This window comes from Priestia sp. HNGD-A6 (assembly GCF_045784335.1).
Classification (GTDB): Bacteria; Bacillota; Bacilli; order Bacillales; family Bacillaceae_H; genus Priestia; species Priestia zanthoxyli.
This window is the reverse complement of the sequence record NZ_CP138621.1, coordinates 1,630,009-1,642,782: the sequence shown is the minus strand read 5'-3', so window position 1 is coordinate 1,642,782 and position 12,774 is coordinate 1,630,009. Positions and strand designations below refer to the sequence as shown.

Genomic DNA, 12,774 nt, shown 5'->3' with positions numbered 1-12,774 from the left:
GATTGAATGAAGGCGATGGTTGGGGTAAATGTGGCGGCGGCTGTTTTGTGCGGGGCGGTGATGTATGCGGGGACGCAGCACTGGCAGGAGCAAACGGAAGCGCAGGCAAGTGAAGTAAAAACTGCTGTTGTACATAAAGAAAAACAGTTTTCCGACGTATCTGCTTATACAAAAAATCTTCCAGACTTTATCACAAAGCAAATCCAATCATCTATCGCAAATAAAAAACCTTTGACTCTTGTAATTGCCACATCTGCAAAGAAAGCAGGGTGGCCTCAGCAGTTAAAAAAAGAGCTAGCAGCTACATATGGACGTGATGTATTTACGGTTAAAACCCTTTCATATGGTAACGGGACAACGGATGAGCTTTTATCCTCACATATTGCCGATCAAATTGATCAACTTCAGCCAAACATTATTCTGTTTGAAGCACCTCTTAAAAATGACTATCAGCACCTTACGCTAGATGAGACGCTTGAAAATACAGACAAGCTCATTCATCAGCTCAAAGACTTGAAAAAGACCCTTATGGTTCAGCCTTCACAGCCATATATTTCACAAACCGAGTCCTATGAAGAAGGGGTAGAAGCGATCAGGGGAGTATCTGAAGCAAACTGGGTATATTATATGAATCACTCGCTCATTTGGCCGTTTCATTTAGGAGAGTATATCAATAAAGACAGCGGGAATTTAACGAAAAAAGGAAATGAAGTGTGGGGAGAGTATGTTGTGAATTGGTTTACAGGAAAATAAAAGACAAGCCCTGTTTCAAAAGAAATAGGGCTTGTTTTTTTACAATTTTGCTAGATTGTGGCTTTTTCTCGTTTTATAGTAGTAGCTTTTTGTATCTTTACACTTATAAAGCTTAAATCCAATAAACTCTAAAGGAGTCCAAACCTTCTTGATGTTTACGAGTGGCATGCTCATTCTCCGTTCTGTTCTTAATAAAGGTTTTTCTTATTCATTATAAAGAATATAAGGGAGATAGTAAATACTATAAAGAACAGTTTATTTTTTAAAAATTCTTTATAAAGAACTTTTGAGATTTTTATTTTTTACTTATCAACATTTAGGAGTGATTTTTATCATAGCTCAGGTTATTTCTTTTTGTTACATTAACGTTGTGAAAAACATCACAAAATAAAATGCAAAGGATGATCCAAATTAAAACGTAATTAGAGCACTTATTTTTTTTTGCTTGCTGTTAAAGCAATGGAATCGTATACATATCATAACAGTGTTAGATAACCTGACACATAAGTTGAACGATTCAGAAAATTCATATATCTTAAATATATCTTTAAAGATGCATATAAAATATATCTTTGAAACAAGCAGGTATAGACGCCAGGGGAGGAATGGAAGATGCAAAAAAAGAAACTCGTATTGATTGGAAATGGAATGGCTGGAGTTCGAGCGATTGAAGAAGTATTGAAGGTTTCAAGCGAAGCGTTTGAAATTACGATTTTTGGAAGCGAGCCGCATACGAACTATAATCGTATTTTACTGTCAAAAGTGCTGCAAGGGGATACAAATGTTGAAGACATTACGTTAAACGATTGGAACTGGTATCAAGAAAACAATATTACATTATATACGAACGAAACGGTTACGAGTATCGATTCAGTAAAAAAAGAAGTAGCGACAAACAGCGGCAGAGTAGAATCGTATGATGAGTTGATTTTAGCAACGGGCTCTCTTCCTTTTATTCTTCCGATTCCAGGGTCTGATAAAAAAGGAGTTACGGCTTTTCGAGATATAAAAGACACGGATGAAATGCTGCAGGCATCTCAGCAGTATAAAAAAGCAGCGGTTATTGGAGGCGGACTGCTTGGATTAGAAGCGGCGCGCGGGCTGTTAAATCTAGGGATGGATGTATCTGTGATTCATTTAGCTCCGTATTTAATGGAACGTCAGCTCGATCCAACAGCGGGCAAATTGCTTCAAAACGAATTAGAAAAACAAGGCATGAAGTTTTTGCTTGAAAAGCAAACGGCGGAAATTGTCGGAGATGAGCGAGTTGAAGGATTATCTTTTAAAGACGGGACGTTTTTAGAAGCTGATTTGGTCGTGATGGCAGTCGGAATTAAACCAAATGTCCAGCTTGCAAAAGCAGCGGGACTTAATGTAAACCGAGGAATTATCGTGGATGATTATATGCAAACGGATATTCCAAACATCTACGCGGTTGGAGAATGTGCAGAGCATAGAGGAATGGTATACGGATTAGTGGCACCTTTGTATGAACAAGGAAAAGCATTAGCAAAAGCGGTTTGCGGGGCAGAAAAAGTGCCTTATGAAGGATCGGTTTTATCCACGCAGCTAAAAGTATCAGGTGTTGAAGTGTTTTCGGCAGGAGACTTCACGGAAGATGAAGAGAAAAAAGCGATCAAGGTGTTCGATGAACAAGACGGCATTTATAAAAAGCTTGTTTTGCGAGGCAATCAAATTGTAGGAGCCGTTCTTTTTGGAGACAGCAGCGACGGAAATCGACTGTTTTCAATGATTCAAAAGCAAGAAGATGTATCCGATGTCGCAAAAGTGTCGATTTTACAGCCATCTGGCGGTAACGCGGGTGAAAGCTTAGTAGCAAGCATGAGTGCGGATGATATTATTTGCGGCTGTAACGGCGTAACAAAAGGTACGATTGTGGAAGCTATCCAAAAACAAGGATGCTCATCGGTTGATGAAATCAAAGCTTGTACAAGTGCCTCTCGCTCCTGCGGAGGATGTAAACCGCTTGTAGCGGAAGTGCTTCAGCATACGCTTGGCGCTGACTTTGACGCTACGGCTCAAAAAGAAGCGATTTGCGGCTGTACGACTCTATCACGAGATGAAGTGGTCGAAGAAATCAAAGCAAAAGGTCTTTCGCATACGCGTGAAGTGATGAATGTGCTCGGATGGAATAATGAAGAAGGCTGTTCGAAATGCCGTCCGGCGCTGAATTATTATTTAGGTATGGTAAATCCGACCGGATACGTTGATGAACGCGAATCACGATTTGTGAATGAACGCATGCACGCAAATATTCAAAAAGACGGCACGTATTCTGTTGTTCCTCGCATGTACGGAGGCGTCACAAATGCAGAAGATTTACGAAAAATTGCAGATGTTGTTGATAAATATGAAATTCCGCTCGTAAAAGTGACGGGTGGTCAGCGTCTTGATTTGTTTGGTGTTAAAAAAGAAGATTTGCCTAGCGTATGGGAAGAGTTAGATATGCCTTCTGGCTACGCGTACGGTAAGTCGCTGCGGACCGTGAAAACATGCGTCGGCGAACAGTTTTGCCGTTTTGGCACGCAGGATTCAATGGGCGTTGGAATTGCGCTTGAGAAAAAATTTGAAGGACTATGGACGCCTCATAAAGTGAAAATGGCTGTATCTGCTTGTCCGAGAAGCTGCGCTGAGTCAGGTATTAAAGATATTGGCTTTATTGGAATTGACGGCGGCTGGGAAATTTACGTGGGCGGAAATGGAGGTACGCATCTTCGCGGCGGAGATTTGTTATATAAAGTAAAAACAGACGAAGAATTGATGGACATTACAGGAGCTTATTTGCAGTATTACCGAGAAACGGCTAATTACTTAGAGCGTACGTCTGCATGGATTGAGCGCATGGGACTTTCGCACATTCAGTCCGTGCTTGATGACGCTGAGACAAGAAGAGAGCTGAATATGCGTATGGACGAAGCGTTATCTACGTACCGTGATCCTTGGAAAGAAATCGTCGAAAGCAAAAAGACGAAAAAAGAGCTGTTCGAAACAGTTGTCACATCATAATGCTGGGGGGAAATAAAGATGGTGAATAAAAACATTACAAAAGTATGCGTAGGGTCAATTCATGATTTTCCAGTAAGCCTGGGTAAAACAGTGAAAGTAAACGGAAAAGAAATTGCGGTGTTTAAGCTATCAAGCGGAAAAATACGGGCAATTGAAAATCGTTGTCCGCATAAAGGCGGGGTGCTAAGTGAAGGGATCGTGAGCGGCGACTCGGTGTTTTGTCCGATGCACGACTGGAAAATTTGCTTGCATGACGGTAACGTGCAAGAGCCTGACAGTGGCTGTGTAGACACGTACGAAGCATCTGTTGAAGGAGATTTGCTGTATCTTTTAATTGAAGAATAAGTAACGTGGCGCGTTGACTTTCAACGCGCCACAAAAATTCAAGGGGACACACTAAAAGGAGCGAAGCAAAAATGAGAACAGGAAAAGTGTACATTGTAGGAGCCGGACCAGGAGATCCAGATTTGCTAACGATAAAAGCAGCCAAATGTTTAGAAAAAGCAGACGTTATTTTATATGACCGATTAGTGAACCCTGTTCTTCTTCAGTATGCAAAAGAAGGAGCCGAACTTGTCTACTGCGGGAAAAAGCCTGGTGATCACTGCGTTTCTCAAGATGATATTCATGATTTGCTTGTATGCTACGCAAGAAAAGGAAACACCGTCGTCCGGTTAAAAGGCGGAGATCCGTTTATTTTCGGAAGAGGCGGAGAAGAAGCAGAAGTACTCGTTCAAAACGGAATTTCGTTTGAAGTCGTTCCAGGAATTACAGCAGGCATAGCGGCACCGGCCTATGCTGGAATTCCTGTGACGCATCGGGAGCTCAGCCGTTCGTTTGCGATTGTGACGGGACACTGCTTGAGCGGCAAGCCGGAAAGTATTCGCTGGGAGCATTTAGCAAAAGGAGTTGATACGCTTGCGATTTATATGGGCGTTAAAAACTTGCCTTATATTTGCCGTCAGCTTTTAGACGCCGGAAAAAGCGCGGATACGCCGGTCGCTCTTATTGAAGAAGGCACGTCGGTTTATCAACGCACGGTTACAGGCACGCTTGGCACAATCGTAGATACGGCTGCAGAGCAGAAAGTCAGCAATCCCGCGATGATTGTGATTGGTGAAGTGGTGAAGCAAGCTTCTGTTCTTTCTTGGTTTTTGGAAAAAACAGAAGAAAAAGTATGCGTTTAAGATGAATAAAAGGAGGGAACGCTTTTGCTTAAGAATTCACTGCAGTCAATGAATGAGTTAGCCCGTGAAAAAACGAAGCTTGTGAATGATCATTTACCGAGTTATTTGCTGTTAGCTGTTCTTGCGGGTGCTTACGTGGGACTTGGCGTTATATTAGCTCTATCAGTAGGAGCGCCTTTAGCTTCTGCTTCTTTACCGGTCGTTTCTCTTGTGATGGGGTTATCATTTGCTGTTGCTCTCCTGCTTGTCGTATTTGCAGGAGCTGAATTGTTTACGGGGAATCATATGGTTTATACGGTCAGTACGCTATCGGGAGTCACGACATGGAAAGATACGTTCAAAAACTGGACGTGGTGTTTTATCGGAAATGCGATAGGAGCGTTTGGGCTTTGTTTGTTAATTACCGGAACCGGTTTGTTTAAAGGAATTGAACCGAATCATTTACTCATGACGCTGGCAGCTAAAAAAATGAATTTGCCGGTCAGTGAATTGTTTTTTCGCGGCATCCTTTGCAACTGGCTTGTTTGTCTGGCGATTTGGACGGCTTCGCGCACTAAAAGCGATGCAGCAAAGATCATGCTTATTTTTTGGATGCTGTTTGCATTTGTTGCTTCAGGATACGAGCACAGCGTGGCAAATATGACGTTTCTTGGCCTGGCTTTACTGCTTCCGCATCCAGATACGATTTCGGCTGCTGGGCTATTTCATAATTTAATTCCTGTTACGCTCGGAAACATCGTAGGGGGAGGACTGTTTGTAGGAAGCATTTACTGGTTAGTGAATGCTAGGCAGCTAAAAGAAGTTAAAAAACAGCCGGCTGCTCTCTCAGCTGATTTGGATTCTGCTAAACTGTCTAAATAGCAAAAACCGCTCTTTGTACCATATAGTCTGCTTTTAAAGCTATCATAACGGTATTTTAGAGCGGTTTTCTTCTATATAATATAAACTGCTTAAAGCGTATTCACATCTATACGTATCGAACAAGCAGTATTGTTCTTCATTTTATAGAAACAGGATGTCTGTGAGAATTGAATCCGAACAGATTCTGTTGAAATGAATGTGTGAGGGTGCAGATATCATCGAAGAGGCAGAGGGCATCTTAGAATTTTAATGTTGTTTGGCATTTTATGCTCTTTTTGAGCTTCTTTAAAGCAGTTGTACATTGCTTTGCTGCCTAAATGATTAGCGGAGTGAATCGTGATTCGATCGGCATATAAATGGTGTTTTACCATAAAATGCACGAGCATTAATCCATTCCGTGTCTTGCTGAGTAAATCGTGATCGAGTGACAAATGTTCAACATCGAATGATCTTAAAAGATCAATACATTCGTCAATCGTTTCGGCTAAAACATGACCGTCAGGGCATTTGCGATAGTCGTCTAGAAAAACATTGATTTTCATGACTGATTCTCCCTTCCTTGCCTTGTATTTAGTGTAACATACATAATGTCATATACCTACCTAAGTCTATTCGACACGTTTTAAGCTATTCCTTCTTAAATAGGGGTAAAAACACGAATTTTTATCATTATTTACATATTCACGGCGAATAAACAGGAAATAAGGAAAGAGATGTCGAACGAAAAGTGAATAGATAAACAGTTTAAACTGGAAATTAACTTTTTTTATTTTGTGATCTTTGTTTAACAAGGTCATTTAAATCCCAGATTTGACAAGGGATGGAAAAGGTTTAATGAATAAAAGGTTGTGAGAAAAAAACGATAATTTGCGATTTTTTTAAAATAAATTGGAAATTTCTCTTTACGAAAAAGATGTTTGGGACGTATAATTTGATTTAAGGATTTTTTTGGAACATAGTATGACAATATGACAAAAAAGAAAAGTAAGGTGAATAGAATGGGTAAGTTATTTAGTATCGGTGAAGTATTAATTGATATGATTCCAGCTCAAAAAGGTCTTCAATTGAAAGAAGTGGAATCGTTTACGCGTGTGCCAGGCGGAGCGCCGGCAAACGTTGCGGCAGTTGTTGCTACATACGGTAATGAGTCAGCGCTTATTACAAAAGTTGGAGAAGATGCGTTTGGAGACTTTCTAGTAGATACGCTTCGTGAAGTAGGAGTAGGTACTGATATGGTTTATCGTACAGAAGAAGCAAACACAGCTTTAGCTTTCGTTTCTCTGCGTGAAGACGGAGAAAGAGATTTCAGCTTCTATCGTAATCCTTCAGCAGATTTATTGTTAACGGAAGACGAAATTAACCCTGATTGGTTTACAAGCAACGATCTTCTTCATTTCTGTTCGGTTGATTTAGTTGAAAGTCCTATGAAATACGCTCATATGAAAGCGATTAAAAGTATGAAAGAAAAAGGTGGAGTTATCAGCTTTGATCCAAATGTACGTCTTCCACTGTGGAAAGACCATGAGCTATGCCGTCAAACGATTTTAGAATTTATTCCTCAAGCGCACATTGTCAAAATTTCAGACGACGAGCTAACGTTTATCACAGGCATTGAAGATGAACAGCAAGCGATTCAGTCTCTATTTACAGGTGACGTTCAAGTAGTTGTGTTCACAAAAGGTGCAGAAGGCGCAACGCTTTATACAAAAGAAGCTGTCTATGAATCAAACGGTTACAAAGTAGCGGTTGTTGATACAACAGGTGCAGGAGATGCGTTTATTGGCGGATTCCTTTATCAGCTATTAAGCCGCGATGTGTCACAAGAAAACTTAACGGCTATTCTTGACTCAGACCACGATGCTATTTTGCGCTTTGCCAATGCAAGCGGTGCCTTAACGACAACTGGAAAAGGTGCGATCAGTTCCATTCCAGCCAAAGAAGTAGTCGAGCAATTTTGTAAGCCTGTAGCTAACTAAAATGAAAAGGCTTTATCTCTTCTTATTTGCAATCAGCAGAGGCGTCCGTTTCTGCTGATTGCAGATCACATAAGAGGAAAAAGCGAGCTGCGGAGCAAGAAGAAAAAAATTTTTTCTGTTTTTAAAAAATAATCAAAAAAATTTCTAGCTAAATAATAAATGTTCGTGTTAGTATAATACGAGCAGCAAGAAATAGCAGTTTTACCACCATTTATGAAAACGTTATATATTTATCGATGTAGAAAATTTAATAGGATTAAAGAGCGATCCTATTAAATTTTCTAGACCTAAGCGTCTGTTGCCCCCCTTGCGGGGTAGGCATCAGACGCTTAGGTGAACCTTTGGGGGAATATTCAAGAGGCAACAAGTCTGTAGCCCTTGGTAAAAGAAAAGCAGCAGGTCGTTACATACGATGTACATAGATTAGAAATAGGAAAGTAGGTTAAGAGAAAGATGGATATTTTGCTAGGTGTTCTTCCTTCCGTTGCGTGGGGAAGCATGATTTTAGTTAGTATGAAGATGGGCGGTGGACCTTACAGTCAAACGCTTGGAACAATTATTGGAGCTTTAATTCTTTCATTTGTTCAGTTTATGATTGTTCAGCCGGTGTTAACGCCAACGCTTGTTATTGTTGGGATTGTTTCAGGTTTGTTCTGGTCAGTAGGTCAAAGCAATCAGTTTAAAAGTGTTCCATACCTTGGGGTTTCAAAGTCAATGCCGATTTCAACGGGTATGCAATTAGTATCAACAGCTCTTTTTGGTGTTATTGTATTTAAAGAATGGTCAACGCTTCAAACGATTGTACTTGGATCCATTGCGATTCTTTTAATACTAGCAGGCGTGGTGCTTTCTTCATTAGACGGTAAAAAAGAAGGAGCACAAGGGACTCCAGGACAAACGAAAAAAGGAGTTATCACTCTTATCATTTCAAGTCTTGGGTTCTTAGTTTACGTAGTTATCGCACGTATCTTCAACGTAGACGCATGGGCAGCTCTATTCCCGCAAGCAATCGGTATGTTAATTGGCGGCTTAATCATTACATACAAACACAAGCCATTTAACAAATATACGATTCGTAATATCTTACCAGGTCTAATCTGGGCATCTGGAAACATGTTCTTATTCTTATCTCAATCAAGACTAGGCGTAGCAACAAGCTTTTCATTATCGCAAATGGGTATTGTTATTTCTATCTTTGGCGGTATTGTCTTCTTGGGAGAAAAGAAAACGAAGCGTCAATTGTTTTATGTATCTCTTGCGAGTGTACTGATTATTTCAGGCGGTATCTGCATAGGTCTCGCAAAAGCCCACGCTTAATATATCGATGTAGAAAAACCCCCATGGCTAAAGTGCAGCCATGGGGGTTTTTCTAGACCTAAGGGTTTGAGGCACCCCTTGCGGGGTAGCCTCAAACCCTTAGGTAAAGTCAAATTCAAATCCATAGTGCTCTTGGAGATTTCCAAGCTGGACGTTTGTGTGAGTGTTTCTCGTTCTTAAGTATGATTGTTTTTCATTCTTTGTTAGGAAGCTGTTTGGTGTGAAATGGCTTATAGTAGTAGGAAAGGATGGGGGAGAGGCTATGATTAAGAGTATTTATGAAACGCATGTACAGGTTCGGAGTTTGGAGGATTCGATTGAGTTTTATAGACATCTTGGGCTGACGTTTGTTCATAAAATTGAAGAGCGGCGCTGTGCTTTTTTCTTTGTTGGGGAACAAAAGCAAATGCTTGGTCTTTGGGAAACAGACGAAAAAGAGTTGAAAAGAAGTCACTTTGCTTTTGGAATTGAAGCCGCAGATATTCATGAAGCGTTAACGTGGCTGCGTTCAAAAGGTATTGAACCTGAAGAAACGTCGTTTGGAAAACCGCAGACAGAGCCAATTGTTCATACGTGGATGCCGGCGGCGTGCGTGTACTTTAATGACCCTGACGGTAACAGCTTGGAGTTAATTACGCTTTTGAATGATGAGCCCGTTGTATCTAAGGATTTTCCGTATTTAAGTGAATGGAATAAAGAGATCGGGACGAAATTATTTTAGCACAAGTGAAAAACGAACCACTGATCAACGTGTTTGATTAGCGGTTCGTTTTTTTAGTTATGGTAAACGTAGGTTTCATATGTGTAGGTCTTTCTAGCAGTTGATTGGAGGGCAAGGCGAAGACTCCTGCGGGAAAAGCGGAATAGGTGAGACCCCGCAGGAGCATAAGCGACGAGGAGGCTTACCGGCCGCCCGCGGAAAGCAAAGCCTTGCACGGAAATTAACTGCGGTGTCATAAGCGATTTATATGAGCTCGTGTATCTCATTTGTTCGTCTTTAGGTTGGGTTGATTTCGTTATGTCTCAACTTTTTTTATGTAACATAAACGTAGAATTGACATAATAATAAACATATAATATATTTGTTTATAAATTAATAAACAAAATAGAAAGGTGTCTATTTAAATGGTAAACGACTTGTTTTGGGAATCATCTTTTGAAGATATGAAAAAAGGATACGGGGAAAGCGAAGATCACTACCACTGCTTACTGTGCGGTGAAAGTATTGAAAAAGGCATTATTTATCCGGTGGAAGGTGTTTTTTATGAAGCAAAACGTTATATGAAGCTTCATGTGGAACAGCAGCACGGATCTGTATTTCATCATTTAATAGGGCTAGATAAAGAGGTAACCGGTCTTTCAGATCATCAAAAAAATTTAGTGAAGTTTTTTAAAGAAGGAAAAAGTGATAGTGATATTCAAAAAGAAATGGGGATCGGCAGTTCATCCACCATTCGGAATCACCGCTTTACATTAAAGAAAAAAGAGCGTCAGGCAAAAGTGTTTTTAACGCTGATGGAACTGTTAGATGAAGGGGAAGAAGAGAAGGCGGTACCCGTAACAAATACGGTGCCTAGAAGAAATCAGCGCTACAGCGTCAGTGATGAAGAGCGTGAAAAAATTTTAGCGAAGAATTTCCCGCAAGGTTTAAACGGACCGCTTCGCACCTTTCATTTGCAAGAAAAACACCGTCTTGTTGTTCTTGAAGAATTAAGCGGGCATTTTGAGTTTGGCGCAACGTATACCGAAAAAGAAGTAAATGATAGGTTAACACCTTTTTATGACGACTATGCGGTGCTGCGACGCTATTTAATTGAGTACGGGTTCTTAGAGCGCAGCGCAGACGGAAGCAGCTACTGGAGAAAAGGAGAGACAGAGATGAGTATGGACTCAAAAGACTACAAAAAACAAATGAAGCAGCTAGCGAAAGAAGTAAAAACAGAAGGCGGCGTGTATCAAATTAAAAACCTTCACAACGATAAGATTTATATTGGCTCTACGCCTAACGTTAAAACGTTAAACGGCGTAAAGTTCACGTTAAAGACGAACACTCATCAAAATAAAGAGCTTCAAGATGAGTGGAATACGTATGGTGCGGATGCTTTTTCAATTGAGATGCTGGAAACGATTAAAAGAGAAGAAGAAAAAGCACTTTCAAAAAAGGATTTGCTAAAACTAGAAGCGAAATGGTTAGAGAAGCTGCAGCCTTACGGCGAAAAAGGCTATCATTCGCCGAAAGCTGATACAAAGGAGAAATAGGTGTGAAGAATCAACATGTGAAAAGTGAAGTAGTGGAATCAGAAAAATCCGTCAGTAAGCTGATGCTTGTGTTTTTGATTCCGCTTATGTTAAGTAATGCCATGCAGTCCGTTGGGCAGCTGGCAGGGAGTATTATTGTCGGAAGAGCGCTTGGAGTTGATGCGTTAGCCGCTATTTCCGCGTTTTTTCCTCTGTTTTTCCTGCTCGTGTCGTTTTCAATTGGAATTGGGTCAGGAAGTTCCATTTTAATCGGGCAAGCGTACGGGGCACAAAATGAAAAACGAGTGAAAGAAATTATCGGTACCACGCTCACGTTTACCTTTTTGGTCGGAATTGTGCTTGCTGTTTTGGGGAGCATATTTGCTCCGGAGATTCTTCGGATTATGGGAACGCCGGCTAATATTATTGACGTAACGGTTCACTATGCGCGCATTTTGTTTGTGGCGATTCCTGTTTTGTTTTTATACTTTGTTTATACGACGTTTATGCGCGGAACCGGAGACTCTAAAACGCCTTTCTACTTTTTAGTTGTGAGTACGGTCTTAAACCTGATTTTTCTTCCGATTTTAATTTTCGGATGGATTGGAGTGCCAAAGCTTGGCGTGTACGGCGCTGCGTACGCAACGGTGTTTTCAACCGTATTAACGTTCATTATTATGATTATCTATTTGCGTAGGAAAAATCATCCGTTAAAGTTTGACTCATCCATTTCATTAAAAATGGACGGAACGCTGTTAAAGCTGCTTATGCGTTTAGGGATTCCCGCTAGTATCAATATGATTTTAGTTTCTCTTTCTGAAATTGCGGTCATTACGTTTGTAAACGGATTTGGCTCAGACGCTACAGCAGCGTACGGAGCGGTGAACCAAGTGGCAAGCTATGTACAAATGCCGGCAATCAGCTTAGGAATTGCGGTTTCTATTTTTGCGGCGCAGTCGATTGGCGCCAATAAATTTGAGCGTTTAAAAGAAGTGATCCGCTCTGGAATTATGCTGAATTATGTTATTGGCAGCGTGTTGATTTTATTTATTTATCTCTTTTCTAATCAAATTTTAGCTCTGTTTTTAACAAGTCAGCACACGCTCCATATTGCTGAAGAGCTGTTAGTGATAACGCTTTGGAGCTATTTGATTTTCGGTCATGCGCAAATTATTACCGCTACGATGCGAGCAAGCGGTACGGTGCTTTGGCCTACGGTATTTAGTATTATGGCGATTTGGTGTGTAGAAGTGCCCGTAGCCTACGTGTTATCGCAGTTTACGCCTCTTGAAATCAAAGGGATTTGGATTGGATACCCAGCGGCGTTTGTGGTCAGCTTAATCCTGCAGTACAGCTATTATCAATTTGTATGGAAGAAAAAGAAAATTGAACGTCTTGTCGGATAAAAAACGAGT

Annotated in this window: 12 protein-coding genes; 11 read left to right on the top strand and 1 reads right to left on the bottom strand. The window is 40.7% G+C overall.

Annotated features, from left to right (window positions below; genetic code table 11):
* The first annotated feature begins 6 nt into the window (after positions 1-6).
* The 5 genes from SCI76_RS08365 (at position 7) to SCI76_RS08345 (ending at position 5,828) form a co-directional block, all read left to right on the top strand.
* Positions 7-753, top strand: coding sequence for an SGNH/GDSL hydrolase family protein (locus SCI76_RS08365; protein ID WP_048020219.1), 747 nt, complete (start codon positions 7-9; stop codon positions 751-753).
* 612 nt (positions 754-1,365) lie between these two features.
* Positions 1,366-3,780, top strand: a complete 2,415-nt coding sequence (gene nirB, locus SCI76_RS08360) for a nitrite reductase large subunit NirB (protein ID WP_338705315.1) — start codon at positions 1,366-1,368, stop codon at positions 3,778-3,780.
* Between the two features lie 18 nt (positions 3,781-3,798).
* The gene (gene nirD / locus SCI76_RS08355) at positions 3,799-4,125 is read left to right on the top strand and encodes a nitrite reductase small subunit NirD (RefSeq protein WP_013055862.1); all 327 of its coding nucleotides are present in this window, start codon (positions 3,799-3,801) and stop codon (positions 4,123-4,125) included.
* Positions 4,126-4,196: 71 nt separating this feature from the next.
* Entirely contained in the window at positions 4,197-4,967 is a 771-nt protein-coding gene (gene cobA, locus SCI76_RS08350; RefSeq protein WP_048020221.1) for a uroporphyrinogen-III C-methyltransferase, read from the top strand.
* Between the two features lie 24 nt (positions 4,968-4,991).
* Complete coding sequence (locus tag SCI76_RS08345; RefSeq protein ID WP_053074067.1) at positions 4,992-5,828, top strand: formate/nitrite transporter family protein; 837 nt, start codon at positions 4,992-4,994, stop codon at positions 5,826-5,828.
* A gap of 215 nt (positions 5,829-6,043) precedes the next feature.
* On the opposite strand, the gene SCI76_RS08340 is transcribed toward SCI76_RS08345, so the two are convergent.
* Positions 6,044-6,370: a cyclic-phosphate processing receiver domain-containing protein gene (locus tag SCI76_RS08340; protein ID WP_014461165.1), complete on the bottom strand. Its 327-nt coding sequence runs from the start codon at positions 6,368-6,370 to the stop codon at positions 6,044-6,046.
* Between the two features lie 456 nt (positions 6,371-6,826).
* Here SCI76_RS08340 and SCI76_RS08335 point away from each other — a divergent pair, with 456 nt between their 5' ends.
* From SCI76_RS08335 to SCI76_RS08310, 6 genes are all read left to right on the top strand, one after another.
* Positions 6,827-7,804, top strand: coding sequence for a carbohydrate kinase family protein (locus SCI76_RS08335; protein ID WP_407545134.1), 978 nt, complete (start codon positions 6,827-6,829; stop codon positions 7,802-7,804).
* Positions 7,805-8,257: 453 nt separating this feature from the next.
* A complete protein-coding gene (locus tag SCI76_RS08330; RefSeq protein ID WP_014461163.1) occupies positions 8,258-9,121 on the top strand; it encodes a GRP family sugar transporter in 864 nt (287 codons plus the stop codon).
* Between the two features lie 262 nt (positions 9,122-9,383).
* Positions 9,384-9,842 (top strand): VOC family protein, encoded by a 459-nt coding sequence (locus SCI76_RS08325; RefSeq protein ID WP_048020478.1) that lies wholly within the window; start codon positions 9,384-9,386, stop codon positions 9,840-9,842.
* Between the two features lie 100 nt (positions 9,843-9,942).
* Positions 9,943-10,080: a hypothetical protein gene (locus SCI76_RS08320; RefSeq protein WP_168760442.1), complete on the top strand. Its 138-nt coding sequence runs from the start codon at positions 9,943-9,945 to the stop codon at positions 10,078-10,080.
* A gap of 166 nt (positions 10,081-10,246) precedes the next feature.
* Positions 10,247-11,380, top strand: coding sequence for a DUF2087 domain-containing protein (locus SCI76_RS08315; RefSeq protein ID WP_407545133.1), 1,134 nt, complete (start codon positions 10,247-10,249; stop codon positions 11,378-11,380).
* Positions 11,381-11,442: 62 nt separating this feature from the next.
* Complete coding sequence (locus SCI76_RS08310) at positions 11,443-12,765, top strand: MATE family efflux transporter (RefSeq protein ID WP_205827024.1); 1,323 nt, start codon at positions 11,443-11,445, stop codon at positions 12,763-12,765.
* The last annotated feature ends 9 nt before the right edge of the window (positions 12,766-12,774 follow it).